Annotated in this window: 25 protein-coding genes; 13 read left to right on the plus strand and 12 right to left on the minus strand. The window is 45.9% G+C overall.

What is annotated here, in order from left to right; all coding sequences use genetic code 11:
* Window positions 1-145: 145 nt before the first annotated feature.
* Window positions 146-520, plus strand: a complete 375-nt coding sequence (locus E5S67_RS18440; protein ID WP_172189675.1) for an S-layer protein — start codon at window positions 146-148, stop codon at window positions 518-520.
* Window positions 521-842: 322 nt separating this feature from the next.
* Here the strand turns inward: E5S67_RS18440 and E5S67_RS18445 are convergent, their stop codons facing one another.
* The 7 genes from E5S67_RS18445 to E5S67_RS32545 all read right to left on the minus strand — a co-directional run bounded on the left by E5S67_RS18445 (window position 843) and on the right by E5S67_RS32545 (window position 3,656).
* Window positions 843-1,172 carry a helix-turn-helix domain-containing protein gene (locus E5S67_RS18445; protein ID WP_172189677.1) on the minus strand — a complete coding sequence of 110 codons (330 nt, stop codon included), beginning with the start codon at window positions 1,170-1,172 and terminating at the stop codon, window positions 843-845.
* Window positions 1,173-1,287: 115 nt separating this feature from the next.
* Entirely contained in the window at window positions 1,288-1,656 is a 369-nt protein-coding gene (locus tag E5S67_RS18450) for a type II toxin-antitoxin system RelE/ParE family toxin (protein ID WP_172189679.1), read from the minus strand.
* 120 nt (window positions 1,657-1,776) lie between these two features.
* Window positions 1,777-2,043 (minus strand): DUF3146 family protein, encoded by a 267-nt coding sequence (locus tag E5S67_RS18455; protein WP_006633689.1) that lies wholly within the window; start codon window positions 2,041-2,043, stop codon window positions 1,777-1,779.
* Window positions 2,040-2,702: an aminoacyl-tRNA hydrolase gene (gene pth, locus E5S67_RS18460; protein ID WP_172189681.1), complete on the minus strand. Its 663-nt coding sequence runs from the start codon at window positions 2,700-2,702 to the stop codon at window positions 2,040-2,042. The genes E5S67_RS18455 and pth overlap by 4 nt, the downstream gene beginning before the upstream one ends.
* On the minus strand, window positions 2,703-2,963 hold the full coding sequence (locus E5S67_RS18465) for a TatA/E family twin arginine-targeting protein translocase (protein WP_172189683.1): 261 nt from the start codon (window positions 2,961-2,963) through the stop codon (window positions 2,703-2,705).
* Window positions 2,964-3,114: 151 nt separating this feature from the next.
* A complete protein-coding gene (psbH, locus tag E5S67_RS18470; protein WP_172189685.1) occupies window positions 3,115-3,318 on the minus strand; it encodes a photosystem II reaction center phosphoprotein PsbH in 204 nt (67 codons plus the stop codon).
* Between the two features lie 20 nt (window positions 3,319-3,338).
* The gene (locus E5S67_RS32545) at window positions 3,339-3,656 is read right to left on the minus strand and encodes a hypothetical protein (RefSeq protein WP_216670560.1); all 318 of its coding nucleotides are present in this window, start codon (window positions 3,654-3,656) and stop codon (window positions 3,339-3,341) included.
* A gap of 14 nt (window positions 3,657-3,670) precedes the next feature.
* On the opposite strand from E5S67_RS32545, the gene psbN reads away from it, so the two are divergent.
* The 8 genes from psbN to E5S67_RS18510 all read left to right on the plus strand — a co-directional run bounded on the left by psbN (window position 3,671) and on the right by E5S67_RS18510 (window position 10,622).
* Window positions 3,671-3,802 carry a photosystem II reaction center protein PsbN gene (psbN, locus tag E5S67_RS18475; protein WP_006633693.1) on the plus strand — a complete coding sequence of 44 codons (132 nt, stop codon included), beginning with the start codon at window positions 3,671-3,673 and terminating at the stop codon, window positions 3,800-3,802.
* A 47-nt stretch (window positions 3,803-3,849) separates the two neighbouring features.
* Window positions 3,850-4,014, plus strand: coding sequence for a hypothetical protein (locus E5S67_RS18480; RefSeq protein WP_172189687.1), 165 nt, complete (start codon window positions 3,850-3,852; stop codon window positions 4,012-4,014).
* Between the two features lie 104 nt (window positions 4,015-4,118).
* The gene (gene aroC / locus E5S67_RS18485) at window positions 4,119-5,219 is read left to right on the plus strand and encodes a chorismate synthase (protein ID WP_172189689.1); all 1,101 of its coding nucleotides are present in this window, start codon (window positions 4,119-4,121) and stop codon (window positions 5,217-5,219) included.
* Between the two features lies 1 nt (window position 5,220).
* Entirely contained in the window at window positions 5,221-6,132 is a 912-nt protein-coding gene (locus tag E5S67_RS18490; protein ID WP_172189691.1) for an MBL fold metallo-hydrolase, read from the plus strand.
* Between the two features lie 561 nt (window positions 6,133-6,693).
* Window positions 6,694-7,689, plus strand: coding sequence for a GumC domain-containing protein (locus E5S67_RS18495; protein ID WP_172189693.1), 996 nt, complete (start codon window positions 6,694-6,696; stop codon window positions 7,687-7,689).
* An 869-nt stretch (window positions 7,690-8,558) separates the two neighbouring features.
* On the plus strand, window positions 8,559-9,158 hold the full coding sequence (locus tag E5S67_RS18500; protein WP_172189695.1) for a class II aldolase/adducin family protein: 600 nt from the start codon (window positions 8,559-8,561) through the stop codon (window positions 9,156-9,158).
* A 266-nt stretch (window positions 9,159-9,424) separates the two neighbouring features.
* Window positions 9,425-9,979 (plus strand): Npun_F5560 family protein, encoded by a 555-nt coding sequence (locus tag E5S67_RS18505; RefSeq protein WP_172189697.1) that lies wholly within the window; start codon window positions 9,425-9,427, stop codon window positions 9,977-9,979.
* Complete coding sequence (locus E5S67_RS18510; RefSeq protein ID WP_172189698.1) at window positions 9,972-10,622, plus strand: hypothetical protein; 651 nt, start codon at window positions 9,972-9,974, stop codon at window positions 10,620-10,622. Before E5S67_RS18505 ends, E5S67_RS18510 begins: the two co-directional genes overlap by 8 nt.
* A gap of 51 nt (window positions 10,623-10,673) precedes the next feature.
* Here the strand turns inward: E5S67_RS18510 and E5S67_RS18515 are convergent, their stop codons facing one another.
* On the minus strand, window positions 10,674-11,018 hold the full coding sequence (locus E5S67_RS18515; RefSeq protein WP_172189699.1) for an STAS domain-containing protein: 345 nt from the start codon (window positions 11,016-11,018) through the stop codon (window positions 10,674-10,676).
* A gap of 348 nt (window positions 11,019-11,366) precedes the next feature.
* On the opposite strand from E5S67_RS18515, the gene E5S67_RS18520 reads away from it, so the two are divergent.
* A complete protein-coding gene (locus tag E5S67_RS18520; protein ID WP_172189700.1) occupies window positions 11,367-11,990 on the plus strand; it encodes a DedA family protein in 624 nt (207 codons plus the stop codon).
* A 307-nt stretch (window positions 11,991-12,297) separates the two neighbouring features.
* Here the strand turns inward: E5S67_RS18520 and E5S67_RS18525 are convergent, their stop codons facing one another.
* Both E5S67_RS18525 and E5S67_RS18530 read right to left on the minus strand, forming a co-directional pair.
* A complete protein-coding gene (locus E5S67_RS18525; protein WP_172189701.1) occupies window positions 12,298-12,474 on the minus strand; it encodes a hypothetical protein in 177 nt (58 codons plus the stop codon).
* A gap of 473 nt (window positions 12,475-12,947) precedes the next feature.
* Entirely contained in the window at window positions 12,948-14,150 is a 1,203-nt protein-coding gene (locus E5S67_RS18530) for an argininosuccinate synthase (protein ID WP_172189702.1), read from the minus strand.
* Window positions 14,151-14,461: 311 nt separating this feature from the next.
* Between E5S67_RS18530 and E5S67_RS18535 the strand changes: the two genes are divergently transcribed.
* From E5S67_RS18535 to argZ, 3 genes are all read left to right on the plus strand, one after another.
* Window positions 14,462-15,400: a glycosyltransferase gene (locus E5S67_RS18535; RefSeq protein ID WP_172189703.1), complete on the plus strand. Its 939-nt coding sequence runs from the start codon at window positions 14,462-14,464 to the stop codon at window positions 15,398-15,400.
* 569 nt (window positions 15,401-15,969) lie between these two features.
* Window positions 15,970-18,732 carry a PAS domain-containing protein gene (locus E5S67_RS18540; protein WP_172189704.1) on the plus strand — a complete coding sequence of 921 codons (2,763 nt, stop codon included), beginning with the start codon at window positions 15,970-15,972 and terminating at the stop codon, window positions 18,730-18,732.
* Window positions 18,733-19,109: 377 nt separating this feature from the next.
* Window positions 19,110-21,224: a bifunctional arginine dihydrolase/ornithine cyclodeaminase gene (argZ, locus tag E5S67_RS18545; protein ID WP_172189705.1), complete on the plus strand. Its 2,115-nt coding sequence runs from the start codon at window positions 19,110-19,112 to the stop codon at window positions 21,222-21,224.
* A gap of 1,051 nt (window positions 21,225-22,275) precedes the next feature.
* Here the strand turns inward: argZ and E5S67_RS18555 are convergent.
* Both E5S67_RS18555 and sixA read right to left on the minus strand, forming a co-directional pair.
* Window positions 22,276-23,421 (minus strand): citrate synthase, encoded by a 1,146-nt coding sequence (locus tag E5S67_RS18555; protein ID WP_172189706.1) that lies wholly within the window; start codon window positions 23,419-23,421, stop codon window positions 22,276-22,278.
* 236 nt (window positions 23,422-23,657) lie between these two features.
* Window positions 23,658-24,152 carry a phosphohistidine phosphatase SixA gene (gene sixA / locus E5S67_RS18560; RefSeq protein WP_172189707.1) on the minus strand — a complete coding sequence of 165 codons (495 nt, stop codon included), beginning with the start codon at window positions 24,150-24,152 and terminating at the stop codon, window positions 23,658-23,660.
* Between the last annotated feature and the right edge of the window lie 38 nt (window positions 24,153-24,190).

Consider the following 24,190-nt stretch of genomic DNA (forward strand, 5'->3'; position numbering starts at 1 on the left):
GTCTTGGCTCATCGAGTAGCTTACTTAAATGGAATGATTGGTGTCAATCTCAAAGCAGCAGCTTAAATTATCATCAGTATTTATACTGAGCGCATAACTGTTATGCTCCCACTACCACCCAACTTATCCAGAAATTTATAAACTTATGAAACTCAGCATCTTTGGCACTGCTACACTGTTAATGTATACAGGTTTGTTAGCTCCGGCAAACGCACAAAATACCCCACAAGTCAAGCCAAATAATTCTTTAGTTCAAGTGCAGCCAACGCCAGAACAAATTCTCAATGCTTGCATCCAGAATCAGGTTGAAACCCTGCCAAATCCTTTTACCGATGTACCTTCCAATCACTGGGCTTACAAAGCTGTTTTGACAATGTATTATTGCGGGGCTTACCGAGAAGGGACGCCACCTGATTTAATTAAAGAATCACTGGAATCGGGACCTCCTATTAGAGAAAGTTTGCCTTCCCCATCGCGGTTTCCCAATTTCCCATTAGAGCCATTTCCCGTGATTAATTAAAGAATTACTGGAAGCGGGATATCCTACTAAAGGAAGTTTTTATTCCCGATTACCTTTGCCACATTTCCCATTACCAAGATTTTAAAACTCAGCAGGCAACGCCAGAACAAATTCTCCCTGCTTGCGTGCACAATCAGGTTGAAACCCCGCCCACTCCTTTTACCGATGTACCTTCCGATCGCTGGGCTTACAAAGCTGTTTTGACAATGTATTATTGCGGGGCTTACTGAGAAGCAACGCCACCTGATTTGCTGACAAACCGCCCATTTATAAAAGTGAATGCAAAGAAGGTGAATTATACAAAAAAGTGACTGTTGAGATATCAGATGCTAACAACACTAATTCCTGCGGCCGCGGGCGATTCGAGCTTTTGCTTCACCACAATTTGCACATCGCACCCTAACGCATTTAAAAATCGAAACAACCTTTCTGTTGAAAAACCTGTCAGCTTTCCTCTCATCAACGCTGACACCTTTGGCTGGTCAATTCCTAATACTTCTGCTGCTTGAACTTGATTCAGTTTCCTTTGACTAAGGATCTCAGTTATCTGTCGTACCAGTTCCGCCTTCATCAGCATTTCATCAGAATTAGGCATACCCAAATCAGCAAATATATTGCCACTACTAACTTGAATATCCATCTCCTTACTCATGATTTTCTCCTTTTTTACCTGGTCTTAGTTATTCCTGAAAAAGTAGTGATAAGAAGCCGTATATTTCCAGCTTCTTTAGAAATATAACCACATCTTATCACTACTAATTCCACTCTTACTTACTCTTGAACTCTTCGTAATGTTCTTGAGCTAGTTTTAGCCTTTCTTGGATTAACTTAATATCTTGTTGCGGTGTAGCAATTCCTTTTTTAGACTTTTTCTGGAAAGCGTGCAAAACATACACTGTATCTGCAAACTTTACCGTGTAAACTGCTCGATAGGTATCCCCATCACAGTCATCGGTAATTTCTAAAACTTTTGCACCTCCAAACCCTTTGAGAGGTTTAGCAGATTGGTGTTTTCCTCCTGTTTGTGCTAGATACAGAGCATAGCCCATGATGTCATGTACATCTTCAGGAAATTCTTTAAGATCCTTCTGAGAACTTCCGACCCATACAATGGTTTTGACTGATATTTTTCTCATTTTGCCAATATTCTATGAACAATTTTTTTGTCATGGCATCGATTCCTCGTTAGAGCTACAATTCTATTATGCTAGATTTAGCATAAAGTGTCAAGAGTTATTCCCAAATAAATATCAATATTAAAACTGGGCCCGAACCGTAAACGAATAATCCCCACCTGGTTCAAGCTGATAATCCCATTTTTCTAGAAAACGGTGCAGCGGTTCCTGAATCAATGCCCTACCCTGAGAAGGCTCAAGTATCAGCGTTTTTTCTGACGTGAAACGCCACTGAAACTGCCACTCAAAATTGCCGGCAGTCACTTCACCCTCAATCGTGCCTTTTTGCCAAGATTGACCAGTAACCCGGACATATGCAGTTGTTTCAGGCAAACGTCTCGAACTCACCTTTTTGTTTCCGCGTTTGTTTCTGCAATTGTGCGACTATTGTAAAGGCTCATGGCTTTTTCTACTCCTTGGTGCAGACTCAGTTCCACAGCTTCTACAACCAGTTTAAGCACTTTCTCTACTAACTGACTTTCCTCTGAGGAAAATTTTCCTAAAACGAAGGAAATCGTATCTTTCTCATTTTTAGCAGCATCGTTTTGAGGTTTGCCGATGCCAATCCGCAAGCGGGGAAATTTGTCTGTGCCCAAATGAGAAATTGTCGATTTCATGCCGTTGTGTCCGCCGGCAGAACCGGCAAGCCTCATTCTCAATTTCCCGATCGGCAAATCCATATCGTCGTATACTACTAACACAGACTCCGCAGGTATTTTGTACCAATCCGTCGCCGCCCGAATCGATTGGCCCGACAGATTCATGTAAGTAAGCGGTTTCAGCAAGCGAATTTTCTGTCCCCGCGGCCGGTTTCCCTCGCCAAATATGCCTTGAAATTTGCGATTTTCCGACAGGGAAATCTGCCAAGATTTAGCCAAGGCATCGACAGCATTAAAGCCTATGTTGTGTCGGGTGCGATCGTATTTAGGTTCGGGATTTCCCAACCCAACTATTAGCTGGGGAATCACTAACTCCGCTGGTGTTTCCGACTTCTGAGTGTTGTTCATTTAACTGTCTGTGCTATCTTCCTTGGGAGTAGCCGCCGCGAGTTTTTCAGTTTCCGGTTTGCTGCTAGTTGCTACTGCTTCTTCTAGCTGCTTGGCTTCCCGGGTGAACTCCGACTCAAAATCCCGCGAAGCGTCTTGAAAGCCCCGAATTGCCTTCCCCATACTCCGACCGATTTCAGGTAATTTTTTCGGGCCGAATACCAATAGTGCGATCGTAAAAATAACGGCCATTTCCGGCAAACCAATGCCAAAAATATTCATGGTTTTTCTCCTGCAATTTGTTTAGTTACTTCTTGTTTATTTATGCCAAAAGTAATCGGAAAGGGTAAGGAAAAACGGGAAAACTTAGCTTTTACCCTTTCTCCTCAACCCTCAGCTTTTACTTTTAGCCTTACTGTTTTGCGATCAATTTTTAGCGGCCTAGGCTCGACCAATCCATATCCACATTCTCCAGAATCAGCGAAGAGTTGTAGATTTGCAAAATAATCAACAAGAACACGAAAAACAGTCCAATGAACACGCTCATCAATAGCGTGGTTCCCCAGCCGGGGGCTACCTTGCCGTATTCTGAGTTAAGGGGTTTGAGTATATCTCCTAACCAAGTCCGTTGTGCCATAAGTCACCTGCAATGAATCTCTACAGAAAAGTTTGACATATTTCTACCGCTAATTGCGATCGCAATTTCTCAGAAGTGCGGGAGACTGGGGGAGCCAGAGCGGGGGAGGGGGAGTGGGGGAGCCGGAGACAGGCAGATTGTCCGAGGATTTGAGGCTTTTTCGACCTCGCCGTAAAAGATATAATTTGAATGCGTGACAGTTTAATTAACTCCCTATAGTAACGATTTCCCCCTCTAGCCCTCTCCCCTTTTTCGCTGCCATACCGTACCGCGCCTAAAAGCACTAGACTTTCAGACGGATTGTTATTTTTTGTAATATTATAGAATGGAGCACTCATAATCGATCAAAAATATGGAACCCGCAGCAGTTCTCGGCATTTCTCTCGGTGTGTGTCTGGTGGCAATCACCGGTTTCTCTATATACACGGCTTTCGGCCCTCCCTCTAAGGAATTGAGAGATCCTTTTGAAGAACACGAAGATTAAAGAAGAAGGAAGTTCGGCAACGGATTTTGTAACGGATTTTGTAACGGATGGAAGGAAGAAAGCCCTTCGGCTTCGCTCAGGATAAAAAGAGGGAAGAAGTCGGAGGGAAGTCGGAAGAGGGAATATTTTCACAATTATCCCCCAACCCCACTCTCGCACTCTCCATCGGGGGCAAGCACTCTTGGCATCGCCCCTACAAAACTTCTCTCTGACTCTCCCAGCCAATGCTATTTTCTTCAAAAACACACTAAATCTATATTTAAGAAATCTATCTTCCAGTTAAAGTAAAATTTATCAAGTTTCAGGCAAAAGCATAATGGGCAATACCTTTGGGCATTTATTTCGGATATCGACATTTGGGGAATCTCACGGCGGCGGTGTGGGAGTAGTAATTGACGGTTGCCCGCCCCTGGTGTCGATCGACGCATCGGAAATTCAAGCCGAACTCGATCGCCGCCGCCCCGGCCAAAGCAAAATTACCACGCCCCGCAAAGAAGCAGATACGTGCGAAATTCTGTCGGGGGTGTTTGAAGGCCAAACTTTGGGAACGCCGATCGCAATTTTAGTCCGCAATCAAGACACTCGCCCCCAAGATTACGGCGAAATGGCGACTACCTACCGCCCTTCCCACGCTGATGCTACCTACGATGCTAAGTACGGAATTCGTAACTGGCAAGGCGGAGGTCGAAGTTCGGCGAGGGAGACAATAGGTAGAGTAGCAGCAGGGGCGATCGCTAAAAAAATTCTCTTCCAAGCAGCAGGAGTCTCCATAGTTGGCTACGTCAAACGCATCAAAGACTTAGAAGGTGTCGCCGACCCGGACACTGTTACCTTAGAACAAGTAGAAAGCAACATCGTCCGCTGTCCAGATGCCGAATGCGCCGAAAAAATGATTGAACTGATCGAAAAAGTTCGCGATAGCGGAGATTCGATCGGCGGTGTAGTCGAATGCGTCGCCCGCAACGTACCCAAAGGGCTGGGAATGCCCGTATTCGACAAACTCGAAGCCGACTTGGCCAAAGCCATCATGTCCTTGCCCGCCAGCAAAGGCTTTGAAATTGGTTCGGGCTTTGCCGGGACTCTACTCAAGGGCAGCGAACACAATGATGAATACTATACTGATGAACAGGGGGTAATTCGTACAGTGACGAATCGCTCCGGTGGAATTCAGGGTGGCATTGCTAACGGTGAAAATATCATTTTGCGGGCGGCCTTCAAGCCAACTGCGACAATTCGCCAGCAGCAGCGTACAGTAACCCGAGAGGGCGAAGAAACGCTTCTGGCTGCAAAAGGACGGCACGACCCTTGCGTTTTGCCAAGAGCTGTGCCAATGGTGGAAGCAATGGTAGCTTTAGTGTTGTGCGACCATCTGCTGCGCCATCACGGACAATGTGGAACCTTAAAGCCTGAATTTTAACATGGAAATCAGCTTGTCCTCTGTAGCGGCAACTCCCGTTGATTGCCCTCAACCCTCCGAAGCAATAAAAGGTATAGATGATTTTGTAGTACAGTTCTGGGGCGTGCGGGGCAGTGTGCCGACACCCGGAGAGGAAACAGTTCGCTACGGTGGCAATACTTCTTGTTTGGAAATGCGAGTCGGTGGAAAACGCTTGATATTTGACGGCGGAACTGGCTTGCGGATGCTGGGAGACCAGTTGGTGCAAGAAATGCCCGTGCAAGCTTATATGTTTTTTACTCACTATCACTGGGATCACATTCAAGGATTCCCGCTGTTCGCCCCAGCTTTTATCCGGGGCAATAGCTTTGATATTTACGGGGCGACTCCGCCAGATGGAGAGTGCATGAAACGGCACTTTGTCGAACGGGTACTGCACTCGAATTCGCCGGTGCCGCTGATGGGTTTGCAGGCAGATTTGAATTTCTACGAACTCAATCACAACCAGACGATGATGCTGGACGATATTGAGATTAGGACGGGTTCTCTGAATCACCCCAATACTGCTATGGGATATCGGGTGACTTGGCAGGGACGATCGGTTGTTTACTGTTCGGATACCGAACATTTTCCCGATCGGCTAGATGAGAATGTCTACAATTTAGCCCTCGACGCTGACGTGCTGATTTACGACGCGATGTACACAGACGAGGAATATCACAACCCCAAGTCTCCGAAGGTGGGTTGGGGACACTCGACTTGGCAGGAAGCGGTGAGAATGGCTAAGGAGGCCCGGGTGAAACGAGTGGTGATTTTTCACCACGATCCTGCTCACACTGACGATTTTCTCGATCGCATCGCCGAAGACGTGCAAATCGCTTTTCCGAAGGCTGTCATGGCCCGCGAGGGTCTTATTTTGCCGATCGGCTTCTGAAAATTCGCCTCCGGGGCTCGATCGAACCATCAACCGATCGAACCATAATTGTTATGTGAATATGTGGCTCTGGCCGCGAGACCAGAGCCACAATTTTTTTAAATTTGCGGCAAACTCTTAACTGCATGGTATAATTCTTGCTTGTTAAGTTTTTAGGCAAAGTATTTAAGGTTTTTTTTATTGTTCAACCGCGTCCGCCAGACGCCAAGACGTAAGATAATTGGAGGATTCCCAAGGGTGAAAAGGAGACAGTTTTGAATGTCAACAAACACGGCGAGGCGAGGAGCTCGCACGCCTGAGTGCTAGTCTGATGCCAGTAGACTTCCAGAAGCCTTGTTACAGATTAATTATTAAGGACAAAAACAGAAGTTATAGCTCTGATCGAGTAAAAGGTCGATCGGTTTTTTCGGATCGTGAATATTGACAACTGTCAAAAGCTAATAGCTTTTAGGTACAAACTGAAAAAATTTTCAGCAGTCAATTTAACTAACCAGAAAGAAACGATCGCTCTTGGGTTTGGCAGTAGCTCCGGCAAGCGAATGTTATGACTTGACTATCAAAATGGGAAATTTACGTTTTAGATCTTCAGCACATCAATACAGATGGATTGCCTTAGGCAGTTTTGCTGTAATTATGGGTATTTCAGGCGCCCTGGCCTACCGCCTCGCCCCGCTCCCCGGATTCATGGCTCAAGGCACTCTCACTTCTAATAATCCGCCAGTCAAATTTTCGAGCACGGGCACGACAATTCTCAAACAGGGAGAGCAACTCACCCCGGAGGTTCTGCTGGCAGATAATGTTGTCAAAGCAGTGGCAGATGCAGTTAAGCTGTCGCCCCAGCAAGTTCGACAAAATGCTAGTGTCAAGATTTCTAAGCCGGAACAACCCCTAGAGATTGTTGTGGGCTATCGCTCGCTCGATCGGGAGCAAGCAATCCAAACGGCGGATATGTTGATGAAGGGCATGGTTGAAAAAAGCCGCCTGATTAACAGATATCGGTGGCAATCAGTCAATCAGTCGCTCAACCAACGCTTGGCACAAGTCACTCAAGACCTGAAACAAGCTCAGCAAAAACTCGACCAATACGAAAGAGAGCGCGCTCGCCTGTTGCAGCAAATGAAGCTGCAGCAAGACTTTTACAACAAAACTCAGCTTGCAATGGCGGATACGCAAGCGTCGGAAAAAGAAATGGTCAGCAGTTTCGCCGCCGCTACAGTGCCGCAAATTGTGGCGACGCCCACGAGCGATCCGACAGTGCCTCTGATTTTGGGAATTGGCTTGCTGTTGGCGATTTTGGTCAGCCGGGGTTTGATTCCTTCGGTTGCCGATTGGAAGTACAAAGCAGCTTTTCAGCGAGAAGAGAGCGAAAGGCTCCAAAGTGCTTTGTACCGACTGATCAAAGAAGGCCGCGGCGAAATCACTCTGGTGCGGTTTGCGATGGAAACGCGGCTGTCGCCGGATGTGGCTCAGCGTTTTTTGAACCAACAAGCTGAAGTCTTTAATGCCAATTGCGAAATTAAAGACGACGGCAGCATCTTGTATCACTTCCACATTTAAAGGGCTGCGGGCGATCGCGCTCCACAGAAGACTTTAGCCGATCGGGCCATCACTGCTCGATCGGCTTGTTTTTTTGTTAATAGGACTTATATCTAGTTCGGTCGATCGACCATCCCGGTCTCAGTCGGCGCGGGTTTACTGAATCTATAACTTATACTACTACTACAGATTTTGGTGAACCCGCCGACCCGAGCTGGCGTTGCGGTGATTGTACCGGACATGATATTACGATCGTCAACATGGTTTCTGAGCTTGTAGGGTGCATTAGGGTTCAAAATTGCTCGATCGACAAAGGTGTTGACGACCCTAGATCACCCGAAGATTCTGCCAGTTGCGTCCAAGACTGTCTAAAAAATCAAGACTGTCTAAAAAATATTTTATTTTTGTGTTGCTCTCGCTTAAATATATGTGTAATTATAAAGAATCAGTAAATTTACGGTTGTTTTTTACCTACGTTAGCGGATCGATCGCTAAGTTGTGGTTAAATATCTCTTAGGAGGTGTCTCACCTCCGTATAAATGCTTTAGTCTAGATCCATTACTTGTTGAGGGAAGTTATGTAGTTTCACATCAGAAACTTCATGAGGCAAGAGGCTGAAATCACACTCCCCTACAGAAATCCTACGTTTTCATTTTGAACTTTTGTAATCACCTAGAGGCAAAACCATGATTTTTGGAATAATTTCTTCTTTTTTCGTAGCTTACTTTTTGCTAATGTCGGTTGCTAATTACGGCGACACTGGAATGTAGACCTGTTAAGGCACTCATAGACGGAGACAGAAGGCAGCAGGCAAAAAAAAGCAGTTTGAAAACTTCGATTAAGTCTCAGCTTGGGTCGTATCTGTCGTGCTTGCTCTGGCAGGAAAATGGATGGATGAAGGAGTCGTTAAGTACCGCTGTGACTGGGAAGAGGCAGACCCTGTAGCTGCCCGGAACATAGCAGATTTGATGGACTGGCGCGATCGGCTCCACTCTTGGGGATTAATTGGCGTCTACGAAAATGGCATAGGGTTTGGGAACGTCAGCGTCAGGCTCGGCAATTCTTGCCAATTCGTGATTTCGGGAACCCAGACTGCACACTTGAGGACTCTGGGACCAGAATCCTACTGCACAGTTACCGAATTTAACTTAGAACAAAATTTCCTCGGCTGCCGGGGTCCCGTACCAGCTTCGTCGGAGTCTCTGACTCACGGGGCCCTGTACCTTCAGAGAGAGGCTGTGGGCGGCATAATTCATGTCCACAACCCTCAACTATGGCAGCAACTGCTGTTTAAGATTCCTACTTCTAGAAAAGAAATACCTTACGGCACTCCCCAGATGGCGTTAGAAATGTCTAGACTTTTTGAGGAGGAGAATTTGGCGGAGCGCAAAATTCTGGCGATGGCCGGTCACGAGGACGGAATTATCTGTTTTGGCAGCACCTTGGACGAAGCTGGCAAAGTGCTTTCTGCTGCGATAGGTTCGACTTGAGATCTTGCACTTTGCTCATAAAAAGCTCAGAAACCTGGTTTATTGACAAAAAACCAAGGATTTGAGGTGGGTCTGTGGCAAGAAACTAAAGTGATGACGTGGGTGCCTGATGTGAGTTAAACTGAGCTTTACCCTTGACCTCTAGCCGATCGAGCGAGCGATCTAGCCTCACGGGTTCCAAACTTTTAAACTGCCTCTTGCCTCTGCGGTAAGGGAAAGATATTTTTAAAGAGAAACAAACTATATAGCAAAAGCTGAGAGTCATCGTGAATCAAACTAAACTTGTAAGCTCAAAAGAACTGCAATCAGAGGTATCTCGTCTCACCGAAGAGCTGCAAATGCGCGACCAATTGGTGCAGCAGTTGTCTCAAGAACTTTTCAGGCTGGTGAAGGGAAATTCGAGTTTTGTGCCGGCGCCGGAAGTTTCCGATCGCCACCAAGCTCAAATGCAGGCTATGCGGGAACAACTGCAAGCTGTTGAAGAACAGGTGAGTTTTTATCAGGAACAAATCGCGGAGCGGGATGCTGAGGTTTACCAACTGCGGCAGTCGGTGCAGGAATTGACGGATCGCTCTCGGATGTTAGAACAGGTGGTTCAGGAATTGCCGGGGGTTTACCGCCAGAAGTTTGCCGAACGGATCGAGCCAATTAAGGAAAAATTGGATCAACTGCAAAAGGAAAACCGCCAGTTGCACACTGAGTTGCAAAGCGTAACTTACCGTCTCGCTGTGCGGAGCCGCAAGGCTAAGGGCCTGGATCTTCCGAGCGTGGATGCTGAGGACGATCGGGGCATTCAAATGCCGAGCTTTGGCAATGTCTAAGGTTTTGATTGTGGCGGATGCCCACAAAGACCCGGCGGAAGCTCTGTTGCGGACGATCGCTCAATCTAGTCATTTAACGGAAGTCAATATCTGTGGGGTTTCGGAACTCAATTCTGGCGCGATCGCTCCGGGCGGGGCGATCGTTTGTCCTTTGACGCTGGATCTGCCGTCCCATCTGGTTTTTCCGGGTCGGGACCTGTTTCGATTTTGTGGCAATATTTGGGCGGCGCGCGATCGAGTGTCCCAGGAGTTGCAAGTACCCGTCGGCGATGGCAATTTTTGGCTGCCTGTGGTGTTGACGCCAAAGGGCCCACTGTATGCTGAGGCGATCGGTGCGGAAGCTGACAAGCAGTCTGGCGAGTTGAGTTACTCTCAACCGGTGCATTTGTCGGATCTTTGGCGGCAGGAACTTTATGAGTTGGCTTACCGCTTGCTGAATCTTTTAAATGCGCCACCGGCGACTTATTTGATGCAGTTCGGGTTCGTAGGGGAAAGGATTTGTTTCGATCGACTTTGGCCTTTTCCGGCTGCACCTGCGATCGCTTCTGTCGGCGTTCAAGTACCGGATTTATTTGTCTGTCATTGGTATTGCTTGACAAATAAGCCTATCTATGATATACAAATTTGCTCTGCGGTTATTTGAAGTCTATGGGAAAGTTGAGATTTGAGATTTGATCTTGGGAGATCATTTTAATCAAGCAACTAGAGACGGAGTTTCAGCGGAGATAACTTGGTCGAAACTGTCGAAGATTTCAAAGAGTTGGTCGAGTTGAGTAATTTCAAATATTAGCCGGACTGTTGCTGAGAGGTTGCAGATGACGAAGCGACATCCCCGGTGGCGGGCGGCGTTGAGTCCGCCGACTAAGGCGCAGATCCCGGAACTGTCGATGAAATCTACGTCGGCCATGTCAATTACCCAAAGTTTATGGCGATCGGGCGCAATTTCTGCTAGCTGTTGCTGGAGGAGGCTGCCTGCTTGGGAGTCGAGGCAGTTTTGAGGCTGGAGGACGATGGGTTGGTTGAAGTTGGGAAATTCCATAGCAGTTATCCTAGGATTGTAAAGTATGAATAAGTGAGTTCAGTTGCTGATTCTGTTGAAAGAATCAGGGGATTTCAGCTAAGGTTGGAGGAAGGGCGATCGCCCTTGTGGGAATCGGTGGGGATAGCCGTTGCGATAAATTTAGCAGGAAACTGGCTAGCGATCGCGCGGAAGGCAACCGCATCAATTCTATATTAATTTATTATGCCTGGAAGGCTAATTGTTAGGTTAGCGAGCGATCGCGAGTTTAGTGTGTTCTTCATCACAGCGAAAGATTGCACTATTGCCTGAATCGAGCCAATATATAAATGTATTGAGCTTTGCAAAAGTTTACGAAGGCAGTATCGAATGTCTTTTGAGTTTTTATCGTTAGAGACTATTCAGCAGTTGGCGCGCGATTACGGCTACTGGGCAGTATTTCTGGGAATTCTGCTGGAAAATTTGGGAGTTCCTCTTCCAGGGGAGACAATTACGATTGCTGGCGGTTTTTTAGCTGGCAGCGGGGAACTGAATTACTGGTATGTACTCGGCAGTGCGATCGCGGGTGCGACTGTGGGCGGCAACCTTGGTTATGCGATCGGCAGGTACGGCGGCTGGCCGCTGCTGCTGAATCTGGGAAAATTTTTCCGCTTTCGGGAAGAACAACTGTTTGACTTAAAAGAACAGTTTAGCCAAAATGCAGCTAAAGCTGTATTTTTGGGCCGTTTCATTGCACTGCTGCGAATTTTTGCTAGCCCCCTAGCGGGTATTGCAGAAATGCCTTTTTGGAAATTTTCGCTGTTCAACATTCTGGGTGCTGCCAGTTGGGCATCTGTAATGGTAAGTTTATCCTACTTCTTGGGACAAGTTGTGTCTTTGGAGAAGTTGGTAGCTTGGGCGGCTCAATTTGCGGTATTTGCTTTGCTGTTAGCAGTTGCTTGGATTGCAATTCCTATTTGGTTGGAGTCGCGGAATTTGGACAAGACTAAGTAAGATTGGTGGTTAGACTTTTTGCAAGACTTCTGAAATTTCTGTTTTTAACTGCAGATAAACGCAAAGGAACGCAGATATTATCTATTTTTGCAAAAAGTCTAATCATTGTCGCTCGCCTATTAATAATTCAGGACTTCTGTCTTCAAAATAATCAAGTTTGTAGCGATAACTTCTGTTCTCAAAATAATCAAGTTTGTAGTGAGAACTTCTGTCCTGGATAAGGAAACTATTAGTCAATAAAGACTAAACCCCTTACTACCAAGCAGTTTTATTAGTAATTAACATAACATCATATAAAGTAGAAGTCTTATCTCCCACAACTGAGGCGTTTGACATCTGATAAATCTTTCCCTTGCTTTTCTGGCTCGTGCTTAAGTTTCTCCAATTTTACTAAGAGTAATTGTTGCTCCCATCGATTTTTGATTTCAGCAAATAATTGCTGCGCTTGTGCAGTCACAATAACTCGATCTTCTACAGGCTCCATTTTTTAGTGTTCTCAAAGTTTAAAATCGGCTTTTAACTGTTGTCAGTCTATTATTTTTCCCCTATGGACTTGTTGAATGCCGCATTGCAATTGAATCATAAATTTGCGACCGTAGAGAATATATATAGTTTCTCAGAGAGATTCAAATTGTTTAAAACTGAGCACAATGATTGCTGGTTTTCCATCCTTAGCGATCATAGCTGGCTCTGCTGCTAAGTCATCGCGCTACTTTGGCAGTTGTTGTTGCGCTTCTGTAATTGTCAGGTATTTTGGTATATTTCCAGGAGTTGAATTTTATACTTATTATAGCATGGTTAATTCAACACAATATCTGCGCTAGCAATTCATTTAGCAAATAAGGTGCGCAATGCGCACCTTACTCTTAGTCCGCGCACCATCCGGACTTTGTTTGTGTAGCCTCGAATTCGATTCGGCGGGTTAATATCGGCTTTCTAATCCGATTGTAATTAACACTAACCCCTATTTTTCTCCGACCAAATGCGGGTTGGTAGTCCCCAAACATAGACAAATCCTTCGGCGGCTTTGTGGTCGAATTCGTCCTCTGCGCCGTAAGTTGCTAAGTCGAAACTGTACAGGGAATTTTCGGATTTGCGGCCGACAATTGTGGCATTTCCTTTGAATAGTTTGAGGCGCACGGTTCCAGTTACTCGCTTTTGCGTGTCCTGAATAAATGCGTCTAAAGCTGTTTTTAAAGGGTTGTACCAAAGACCGTTGTAAATCATTTGGCTGTAGGTTTCTTCGATGCCTCGCTTGTATCGCGTTACATCTGCTGTCAGGGTCAAACTTTCTAAGTCCCGGTGCGCGTGCATTAACACTAAAATCGCCGGTGTTTCGTAAATTTCCCGCGATTTAATTCCGACTAGGCGGTTTTCAATCATGTCGATGCGCCCGACTCCGTGATTTCCAACTATTTCGTTGAGTTGGGAAATTAAGGCGACTGGTGATAAATCTTTGCCGTTCAAACTGACAGGATTGCCGCACTCGAAACCGATTTCAATATATTCGGGTGTGTCGGGAGTTTGCTCGATCGCCTTTGTCATCAAATAGACTTCTTCCGGCGGTTCCGCCCAAGGATCTTCGAGGATTCCGGCTTCAATTGCCATTCCCAACAAGTTGCGATCGATACTGTAAGGCGAAGACTTCTTCACCGGCGACGGAATGCCGCATTTCTCGCCGTATGCGATCGTTTCCTCGCGGCTCATTTTCCACTCCCGCGCCGGTGCTAAGATTTTAATCTTGGGATTGAGCGCGCCGATCGACACATCGAACCGCACTTGATCGTTTCCCTTACCCGTACACCCGTGGGCGATCGCATCTGCACCGTATTTTTCCGCAGCTTCTACTAACAATTTAGCAATTAGCGGGCGAGCCAGCGCCGTAGAAAGGGGATAGCGATTTTCGTAAAGTGCGTTAGCTTGAATTGCTGGAAACGCATAGTTTTTGACAAATTCCTCGGTAGCGTCGATCACCAGCGATTCCGAAGCACCGGATGCCAAAGCTTTTTTGCGGATCGGTTCTAATTCGTCTCCCTGTCCCAAATCCGCGGCCAGAGTAATTACCTCTTCCACACCCCACTCGTTTTTGAGGTAAGGAATGCAGACGGAGGTATCGACTCCGCCCGAATATGCTAGCACAACTTTTTTAGCGCGACTCATTGCTATTTACATCCTGAATTTAACTGACATCTTGCACCATTTACTATAATCCCGCTCCGGGGCGGGCAAGATGCCCAACCCACAAGAAAATTTAATTTGTGTGGAACTGGCCCGAAAGCCTGTTTCTGAGAATGGTGCAAGATATCCGATTTAACCGACTTTTCATTATGCACCTAATTGAGATCGATTCTTGTCAGAAATAGTACAGATTTATATATTATTTTTTTGCTAAACTTTGCTATTTTGCGGGGGAGTTGCTGCGGAAAATCTGTTACCGTGGGATACGGTAACTGTGGCAATGGGGAAAAGGCGTGTTTTTTAGTGTTGTGATTCCGACGTACAATCGTAAACCGATTTTGGCAAAATGTCTGCTGGCTTTGGAAAATCAGCAGTTCGGTGAGATTGTCAGAGAGTATGAAGTAATAGTCGTGGACGACGGCTCGACGGACGGGACGCTGGAGTGGTTGGCGGCGGATGCGGACTTGTTGCCTCACGTGCGATCGATCGCCCAATGTCACCAAGGCCCGGCGGCGGCCCGGAATTTGGGCGTTGAAGATGCTAAGGGCGATACGATTATTTTTATTGACAGCGATTTGGTGGTAACAGAGCATTTTTTGCAAGCACACGCCGATGCTTTGCTACAGGGTTACAAAGATACTGATGCGGTTTTTACTTACGGCAGCGTGATTAATACTTGCAATTTCGACAATCCTACTTCCGAACCTTACAAAATAACAGATTTTTCGGCGGCTTATTTTGCTACGGGAAATGTGGCGATCGCCCGCCACTGGCTGCTGGCTGCTGGACTGTTTGACACTCGGTTTCAACTGTACGGATGGGAAGATTTAGAATTGGGTGTCAGGTTAAAAAAATTAGGTTTAAAACTGATTAAATGTCCGGCTGCTGTCGGATATCACTGGCATCCACCTTTTAGTTTAGAGCAAATTCCGGGCATGATTGACAGAGAAATTCAGCGGGGCAGAATGGGAGTTTTGTTTTATCAAAAACACCCAAGTTGGGAAGTGCGAATGATGATACAAATGACTTTTTTGCACCAAATACTCTGGGGAGTTTTATCATTGGGCGGGATGCTGAACGAGCGGACGATGACTCCTTTTTTGCAGTGGTTGATTGACCAGGGCAAGCCGCAGTTAGCTTTAGAAATTGCTCGGATTTTTCTGAATTGGTATAACGTTAAAGCCGTGTACGCCGCAAGCGGGGAATTGCAGACCGAGACAAAGATACCATAAATCAGCCCGATGGCGCAAATAAAATATAATATATTGTAGGAGTTTTTCAGGGCGCATTGGTGTCAATTGAAGCTCCAATGTAGTAACGGTATACTGTTTTACAGTTATGCCTAAATCCCCCTAGCCCTGCTTAAAAAGGGCAATTTAGGGGGTTCAAGACTTGGATACAAACAAGACAGACAAAGGATTTTAGTCTTAAGTTGACACGAATAGTCATGGCTGGTTTAGTTGGCATTTAGAGTAAGTAGATCTACTGAAAAAACCTAACACCGAGTCACTCGGTAAATGCAGGCGAAACCGGGTTATAGACACTGTAAAAGTTTTATGTTTAATCAAAGTTGCTTAGCCTGTGCTTTGAGCAAGCTCTGCTTTTCACTCGATTGACTGCGATAATTTGAGCCGCAAACATTTTCAAAGGACGCTTATTTTTGATATTATGATAGATGATTTAGGAGTACGCTATATATAGCCGATAGTTGTGCTAATTTCCCGGGAAGTGTGAGGTACAAGCGGTTAATAGCTTTAAAAAATATTCCCAAAAATAAAATTTAATAGTTCGAGAGCCTGCTGTGAATACAACTGACGGTAAAGATCCAAGACTAGAAACTATTACACTTCAAAACACTGTCTTACAAGAAAATATTTTAATGGTGGACGACCACCCAGAAAGCTTGCGGCTTTTATCCCAGCTTTTGTCTAAGCGGGGATATAAAGTTCGGCCGACACGGGATGGCAAATTGGCTCTCAACTTTGCTCTATCGAGTCCACCGGATTTGATTTTGCTGGACATTCTGATGCCAGGTATGGATGGCTATCAAGTCTGCGAACAGCTAAAAGCTTGTCCGGAAACCAAAGATATTCCTGTGATTTTTATCAGTTCTTTAAATGAAGTTTTTGATAAAGTAAAAGCTTTTTCGCTGGGGGCAGTAGACTACATTGCTAAACCGTTTCAAACAGAAGAAGTGGTGAGCCGCGTCGAAAATCAACTGCTTCTGAGCCGGCTTTATAAGCAAGTTTTAGCACAAAATGCGCAACTGCAAGCAGAAATAGAAGAACGCAAGCGGATCGAAGCAGAACTCCGAGACAGCCAACGCTGGCTGTCGGCAGTAATTCAAACGAATCCTAATCTTTTGTACGTTTACGATTTGATAGAACAGCGAACTCTGTATATTAACCGCGAAATTTATAGCGATATTGGCTACAGCTTTGAAGAAATACAACAGATGGCTGGAGCATTTATTCATAACTTAATACACCCTGACGATTGGCCGGGATTGTCAGAACACATGAGCAGGATTGAGACAGCAAAAGACGGTGAAAGCTTTGAGTTTGAGTACCGAATTCAGCACAAAAACGGTGAATATAGCTGGTTTTTGAGTCGGGATACCGTTTTTGCCAGAACAGCGGACGACAAACCTTGGAAAATTCTGGGAACTGCTACTGAAATTAGCGATCGCAAACAAGCTGAACTCGAACTTAAAACAGCTTTAGCTGCTTTGGAACGGCAAATCAAGCAAAGATTTCTGCTAGAAACAATTACTCTGGAAATTCGCTACAGCTTAAAGCAGGATCAAATTTTTCAAACAGTGGCGGCCCAAATAGGTCGAATTTTTAATGCCGATTGCTGCTTGATTCACACCTACACAGAACACCCAAATCCCCGCATTTTTAATGTGGCTGAGTACAGAAAAACCGCGTCTAAATCGCTTTTAGATGTAGAAATACCCATAAATGGCACTCGTCACACTCAGTTTTTATTGTCCCAAGATCAAGCTGTAGTTTATGATGATGTTTTTGCCGAACCTCTGCTAGAAAACGTCAGAGAATTGTACTCTCAAATAGGTTTGAAGTCGATGATATCCATCCGCACTTCCTACCAGGGAAAAGCTAACGGAATGATATGCTTGCACCAGTACGATCGCCCCCGCCACTGGACGCAAGATGAGATCGGATTATTGAAAGGTGTGGCAGCACAAATGGGAATTGCGATCGCTCAAGCCAATCTTCTCGAACAAGATAAAAAACAGCGACTTAAACTTCAGCAGAGCGAAGCTAGTCTAGCAGCAGCCCAGAAAATTGCCCATATCGGCAGTTGGGAATTTGATTTAGTCACAAAAAAAATTACTTGGTCAGAAGAAGTATTCCGCATTTTTGGTCTTGACTCAACCGCAACTGAACCAAGATCTGCCCAACTTTTAAAGATGTGTCATCCCGACGACAGAGACTTGTTCCAACAAACTGTCAACCTCACTATATCACAAGGAATTTCCTACAAAAAAGAGTTCCGATTTTTGCATCCCAGCGGGCAAATTCTATACGTGGAAGGAAGGGGAGAAGCTGTTTTTGACAAAACCGCAAAAGTAATCAAACTGTTGGGAACAGTCATGGATATTAGCGATCGCAAACAAGCCGAAGCAGCTTTGCTTCTTAGCGAACAGCGAGAACGAGAAAAAGCGCAACAGCTAGAACAAACTCTGGAAGACTTAAAAAATGCTCAATCCCAGCTCATTCAAGCCGAAAAAATGTCAACTATCGGGCAAATGGTAGCGGGAGTAGCCCACGAAATTAATAACCCCGTCAACTTCATCTACGGCAATATTATTCCCGCCGCACAGTACGCTCGCGATTTGGTAGAATTAATCGCTCTCTACCAGCAACACTATCCCGAACCAGTTGCCGAAATAGACGAAAGATTGGCAGAAATAGAAGTAGATTTTATCGCTGAGGATTTTCCTAAAATCCTGGCTTCAATGCAAGAAGGTGCTAACCGCATTAAGCAGATCGTGCTGTCTTTGCGAAACTTTTCAAGACTCGACGAAACAGAGCGCAAAGTAATAGATATTCATGAAGGGATAGAGAGCACTTTGGTTATTTTGCAGCACCGATTGCAGTCACAGGTAAAACGTGCGGAAATTCAAGTTATTAAAAATTACGGCGAACTGCCAAAAGTCGAGTGTTATCCGGCTCAATTAAACCAGGTATTTATGAATTTACTGTCGAATGCGATCGACGCTGTGGAAGAGTCATCAGCAAACTGTACTTGCAAAGTTAACCAAATTCGCATTGTTACTGAAGTCAGCAGCGACAATCAAGTGTGCGTGCGGATTTCTGACAGCGGGCCCGGTATCCGTCCCGAAGTTCAGTCAAGGATGTTTGACCCGTTTTTTACTACCAAACCGATCGGCAGCGGCACTGGTTTGGGGTTGTCGATTAGTTACCAAATTGTTAAAGACACCCACGGCGGTAAGTTGGAGTGTCATTCAGAAGTTGGCCGGGGAACAGAATTTGCGATCGAACTGCCGATTTTCCAAAAGTTGAAAGTTAAAAGTTAGGATAAGCTGTTATATCTTGTCCGGTAAATTAACCATAATTCTTGTAGTGACCGGTTTACCAACAATCTATAATATAAGCCAGAGATGAGCGTAAACGCACCCCTACCGTCAGATTGGGGGCAATTCAACAAAGATTATATTAATCCTCTATCAGAACCTATTCTATGGTGCGTCATAACCTGACATTTTATCTAGTATTTCCTGTGAACGACCTGTCATTTAGTTTAATGTCATCCTAAACATGATAAAATAAAGAGTTAGCCTTTAGAGGCTCCAGACGTTGCGCTGCTAAAATTAGTAGTGAATATTACAGTTGCTATTATACAAACTCTGTCAACATACGTCTGCTGTAGCGTCTACCACATTTTAACTGAATTATGACTGACTCAATTCGCTTCCTCATGTGCGCTCCCGACCACTACGATGTAGACTACGTGATTAATCCGTGGATGGAGGGAAATGTCCACAAATCATCGCGCGATCGCGCCGTCGAACAGTGGGAAAAACTCTACCACGTCCTCAAAGACAACGCGGTGGTAGACCTCGTACCGCCCGAAAAAGGCTGGCCGGATATGGTTTTCACCGCCAACGCAGGCTTGCTGTTAGGCAATACCTTCGTCCTCAGCCGTTTCTATCACAAAGAACGCCAAGGCGAAGAGCCCTATTTCAAAGCATGGTTTGAAAGCAAAGGTTTCACCGTGCACGAACTTCCGAAAGACTTGCCGTTTGAGGGCGCTGGCGATGCTTTGCTCGATCGCGAAGGACGCTGGTTGTGGGCCGGATACGGCTTCCGTTCCGAACTAGACTCGCACCCGTTACTAGCAAAATGGCTCAACATTGAAGTGCTTTCGCTGCGTTTAGTTGACGAACGATTCTATCACCTAGATACCTGTTTTTGTCCCCTGACCTGCGGCTATTTGCTCTACTATCCAGCCGCATTTGACTCGTACTCCAACCGCTTAATTGAAATGCGAGTTGCGCCGGAAAAACGCATTGCCATTGAAGAAGCAGATGCCGCAAATTTTGCCTGCAATGCCGTCAATATTGACAAAATTGTGGTAATGAACAAGGTTAGCGAAGCCTTGAAAACGCGCATCACTAAGGCCGGTTTTCAAGTTATTGAAACGCCGCTGAGCGAATTCCTCAAAGCCGGCGGTGCTGCTAAGTGTTTGACGCTGCGGGTAACGGAACCAGTGCAAGAAGAGCGATCGGCAAACGTGATGGTAGAAAGCCGCACAATTCGCATGGAAGGTCACTTGCTTGATGCTGGTTTAATCAGTCGCGCTTTAGACTTAATTATCGAAAACGGCGGCAGTTTCCAAGTGCTCAATTTCAATTTAGGAGAGCAGCGGCAAAGCACATCATCTGCGGACGTTAAAGTTTCGGCTCCTTCCCACGATGTGATGGAAGAAATCATGGGACTGCTGATTGACTTGGGTGCAGTGCCCCCGCCGCAAGAGATTTGCGACGCTATTTTAGAACCGGTAGTGCAAGATGGCGTCGGCCCGGACGACTTTTATGTGAGTACGATTTATCCCACAGAAGTGCGGGTAAATAACCAGTGGGTGAAGGTACAAAATCAGCGGATGGATGGAGCAGTAGCTATTACAGAAGCGGCAGAAGGCCCAGTGGCAAAATGCAAATTATTGCGCGATTTAAAAGTAGGTGAAAAAGTAGTTGTTGATGTGGTTGGCATCCGCACCATCCGCAAAACAGAATCGCGGGAACAGCGCAATTCTCAAGAATTCAGCTTTATGTCTGGCAGCGTTTCTAGCGAACGCCGCGTCGAATTGGTAGTAGAACAAGTAGCGTGGGAATTGCGCCAAATTCGCGATCGCGGTGGCAAAGTTGTAGTGACGGCGGGGCCTGTTGTCATCCACACCGGCGGTGGCGAACATTTAGCGCACTTAATTCGTGAAGGTTACGTGCAAGCGTTGTTGGGCGGAAATGCGATCGCAGTTCACGACATGGAACAGTCGAGCATGGGAACTTCTTTAGGAGTTGACATGAAACGCGGCGTAGCTGTGCGCGGCGGACACCGCCATCACTTGAAAATGATTAACACAGTCAGGCGTTATGGCAGTATTGCTAAAACCGTTGAGGCGGGAATTATTACCAGCGGTGTGATGTACGAGTGCGTGAAGCATAATATACCCTTTTCTCTTGCAGGTTCGATCCGCGATGACGGGCCACTTCCTGACACGCAAATGGATTTAGTTAAGGCTCAAGAAGAATATACTGAGCTGTTACGGGGTGCGGATATGGTGTTAATGCTGTCGTCTATGCTGCACTCAATTGGTGTGGGAAATATGACGCCAGCAGGTGTGAAGATGGTCTGTGTGGACATTAATCCGGCTGTGGTGACGAAATTGAGCGATCGGGGGTCGATCGAATCTACTGGAGTTGTTACGGATGTGGGATTGTTCCTAAGTTTGTTGGTGAATCAATTGGATAAATTGACCAGCCGCCATCATGTAACTCAATCCGTGTAGACTTGGCGGTTGAAACCGCGTTTATACAAACTTTTGTCTCTCTCTAAGAGACTGAAGAATAGAGGCTAGTAGGGTGCGCAATGCGCACCTTACTAATGCCTAGAAATTTTGAGGCAAAAAGCGAAGGTACAGGAATTAATAGACCTCAGAAATTGTATTTTAGAAGGCAGAAATGAAGATGCTCTAGCGATTGTCGATGAATTAGATGGCATGAGCAAACAAGCAACTTTACGGAAGATCGGGTCTTGTTTACTGATTCTACTAATCCACCTCATTAAAAATCAAGTAGAATACCGTTTAACAAATTATTGAGTCGCTTCTATTGCTAATTCTGTCCGGGGTATTAAAAAGCTCAATCTTAAAGATAATAAAACATTTTACTACATCAACGCTTCGGAGTGGGAGCCTTTTCTAGAAGATGAACTAGAAGCCGCAATTCGTGAGGCTAGCAGGGAAGTATTGGAAGGAAATTTAAGCCGCGGTCAACTAAATCAAAGAGTGGACAGAGAGCAAATTATGGCGATAGCCACTGGGCTACTGTCGCTGACCTACACTTCTTCTAGAGGTGAATTCGAGGATGCGATCCATGAATATTTGTCGCAGTTGCCTGGGGGTTAAGATCGGAATGTATAGAGTCAAAAATATCAAAAGGCATTGCTGTAAAATACTGAGGGTAATAAACGATGCGTGCGATCGCACCCTATCGAAAGCTATTCGTAAATCAGAGCGTGGCTGGGGCGGGTTTACTTGTTCTTTCGCGCTTTTTTACCGATTTTGATCGACCCGCCCCTATATCGCCTACAACTTTGATATTGCAATAAAAAGCCTCAGACCCGCAAGCCTGAGGACCGGAGTTCCTGAAAATCGTCACTTCTTACTATTGTTGCCAACAAACAGCACAATATACAAGAGGGGTGCAACCCAGCACGGCAGCTTTTGACAGACAGAGATTGCTTCCTGAGTCGCAACGCGAAAGCAATGTTTAATTCAACACTTCACTTTGCAAAACAATTCCTCTAGCCATTTACATATCTGGGTTGATAATTGTGATTTAGGAGCGGTGTCTGTCCTCGATCGCAATATAAGGAGCACCGTGAGTCCCCGTATATATTTGAGTCGGGCGGTAAATGCGGTTTGCTTCTAGTTGTTCCTTCCAGTGGGCCAACCAGCCGGCAACGCGGGCGATCGCAAAAACCGGCGTAAACAAGTCGATGGGAATTCCCATTTTTCGGTAAACCAGACCAGAATAGAAATCTACATTTGCATAAATTCCTTTGTGACCCAAGTTCTCCTCAACCACTTCTTCCAACTTGATAGCAATGTCGTAATAATCGTCGTGACCGAAGTTCTCAAACAACTGTTCCGCTAACCTCTGAAGAATAGTTGCTCTCGGATCTTTCACCTTGTAAACTCGGTGACCGAAGCCCATGATTTTGTCTTTATTTGCAACGCTCTTCTCGACAAAAGCCCGCACGTTTTCTACCGAACCAATTTGCTCCAACATATCAATCACTTCTTCATTAGCTCCCCCGTGCAGTGGCCCCGCCAAAGTGCCAACGGCTGAAGCAATCACTCCGTAAGGGTCGGTCAGCGTCGAAGCTGTTACCATTGCCGAAAATGTAGAGGCATTAATTGTATGTTCAGCGTGGAGAGTCAGACAAGTGTCAAAAATGCTAGCTAACAGCGGATCGGGTTCTTGCTCGTTGAGCATATAAAGAAAGTTAGCCGAGTAGTTCAAGTCATCCCTCGGCCGCACCGGATCATTTCCCCGTCGCATTTGCTGGAACGCTGCTACCATTGTGGGAATCTTAGCTAGCAGTCGCACTACAGCTTCTCGAATGTATCCCTGGTTGGGGAGAGCTCGGCGCGAGTAGAACAACCCCAGGGCGGCCGCTGAAGCTTGCAGGGCGTCCATTGGATGTCCTCTTTCAGGAAAGCATTTCATCATGTCCCGGATGCGATATTTGATCCGGCGGTGATACCGAATTTCATGCTCGAAAGCTTCTAGTTCTTCCTTTGTCGGAAGTACCCCCCAGATTAATAAATATGAAGTTTCAAGAAAGGAACTTTTCAGTGCCAGTTCCTCGATGCTAATCCCGCGATATTCCAGCAATCCTTTTTGTCCATCGACGTAGCTAATGCTGGACAAGGTGGCGGGAACACCTTCTAAACCTGGTTTGAATTCGCCGACGACCATTGCGATACCGTTTTGTGTGAGTTGAATACAATACTAAAAGTACATTACCAGAAACCAAGATAGTGTCACAGTCTTGACAAATAATCATTTAATTGCGGTTCAGAAACCGGGTTTTTCAACCTAGAACCCGATCGCACCGCTGCGTATTTTCGCCCCTCAAACCCGGTTTTGGCGTCCGAGAATGCGGGTTGAAGAGGGCTGGCGCGTACTGTTACTGTCGGGGCGGTTCGCTGTTTCTAGGGCAGCAAAAACTTGGGCGGAGTTAGCCAAAACATTTGGCTGCGGCCCACTGGGGACCCGGTTTCCGGGAGAATTAAGCCGATGATACCTGCTTTTTTGAGAATCAGGGCATCTTGCGATCGAGCCCAAAGCAAAGTTTCTGCCCAATGGCCTAAATCTGGTTGGTGACCGACCAGGGCCAAGCTGCTGCTACCTATTTCCTGCCACTGTTTGTACCACTCCAGCCAGTTCCCGATGTCTCCTGAAGGTGCGAGGGCGGCGGATTCTTCTATTTTGGAACTGAGACCGACTGTTTGCAGGATTTGGGCGGTTTGCTGCGCCCGCAGTAGGGGACTGGTCAGAATCAGGTCAAACTGAATTTCGAGTTCGTACAGCCGCTGGGCGATTTTCCGGGTTTTACGATCGCCCTCTTTAGTGAGCGGGCGTTCTGAATCTGTATCGTATTCTTCGGGTGAGGCTGCGATACCGTGGCGGATCAGGTAAATAACCATATATCAATACTTCCAGGCATTTTATCCCATTTTTCTAG

It is taken from the genome of Microcoleus asticus IPMA8 (genome assembly GCF_013179805.1).
Classification (GTDB): domain Bacteria; phylum Cyanobacteriota; class Cyanobacteriia; order Cyanobacteriales; family Microcoleaceae; genus Microcoleus; species Microcoleus asticus.

Coding starts and splice junctions, on each gene's coding strand:
- E5S67_RS18555 (WP_172189706.1), bottom strand. CDS start 23,421: ATGGTCGTCGGCGAATTCAAACCAGGTTTAGAAGGTGTTCCCGCCACC.
- E5S67_RS18440 (WP_172189675.1), top strand. CDS start 146: ATGAAACTCAGCATCTTTGGCACTGCTACACTGTTAATGTATACAGGT.
- E5S67_RS18525 (WP_172189701.1), bottom strand. CDS start 12,474: ATGGAGCCTGTAGAAGATCGAGTTATTGTGACTGCACAAGCGCAGCAA.
- psbN (WP_006633693.1), top strand. CDS start 3,671: ATGGAACCCGCAGCAGTTCTCGGCATTTCTCTCGGTGTGTGTCTGGTG.
- E5S67_RS18515 (WP_172189699.1), bottom strand. CDS start 11,018: ATGGAATTTCCCAACTTCAACCAACCCATCGTCCTCCAGCCTCAAAAC.
- E5S67_RS18450 (WP_172189679.1), bottom strand. CDS start 1,656: ATGAGAAAAATATCAGTCAAAACCATTGTATGGGTCGGAAGTTCTCAG.
- pth (WP_172189681.1), bottom strand. CDS start 2,702: ATGAACAACACTCAGAAGTCGGAAACACCAGCGGAGTTAGTGATTCCC.
- E5S67_RS18490 (WP_172189691.1), top strand. CDS start 5,221: ATGGAAATCAGCTTGTCCTCTGTAGCGGCAACTCCCGTTGATTGCCCT.
- psbH (WP_172189685.1), bottom strand. CDS start 3,318: ATGGCACAACGGACTTGGTTAGGAGATATACTCAAACCCCTTAACTCA.
- E5S67_RS18495 (WP_172189693.1), top strand. CDS start 6,694: ATGGGAAATTTACGTTTTAGATCTTCAGCACATCAATACAGATGGATT.
- E5S67_RS18530 (WP_172189702.1), bottom strand. CDS start 14,150: ATGAGTCGCGCTAAAAAAGTTGTGCTAGCATATTCGGGCGGAGTCGAT.
- E5S67_RS18465 (WP_172189683.1), bottom strand. CDS start 2,963: ATGAATATTTTTGGCATTGGTTTGCCGGAAATGGCCGTTATTTTTACG.
- E5S67_RS32545 (WP_216670560.1), bottom strand. CDS start 3,656: ATGAGTGCTCCATTCTATAATATTACAAAAAATAACAATCCGTCTGAA.
- E5S67_RS18510 (WP_172189698.1), top strand. CDS start 9,972: ATGTCTAAGGTTTTGATTGTGGCGGATGCCCACAAAGACCCGGCGGAA.
- sixA (WP_172189707.1), bottom strand. CDS start 24,152: ATGGTTATTTACCTGATCCGCCACGGTATCGCAGCCTCACCCGAAGAA.
- argZ (WP_172189705.1), top strand. CDS start 19,110: ATGACTGACTCAATTCGCTTCCTCATGTGCGCTCCCGACCACTACGAT.
- E5S67_RS18500 (WP_172189695.1), top strand. CDS start 8,559: ATGGATGAAGGAGTCGTTAAGTACCGCTGTGACTGGGAAGAGGCAGAC.
- E5S67_RS18520 (WP_172189700.1), top strand. CDS start 11,367: ATGTCTTTTGAGTTTTTATCGTTAGAGACTATTCAGCAGTTGGCGCGC.
- aroC (WP_172189689.1), top strand. CDS start 4,119: ATGGGCAATACCTTTGGGCATTTATTTCGGATATCGACATTTGGGGAA.
- E5S67_RS18445 (WP_172189677.1), bottom strand. CDS start 1,172: ATGAGTAAGGAGATGGATATTCAAGTTAGTAGTGGCAATATATTTGCT.
- E5S67_RS18480 (WP_172189687.1), top strand. CDS start 3,850: ATGGAAGGAAGAAAGCCCTTCGGCTTCGCTCAGGATAAAAAGAGGGAA.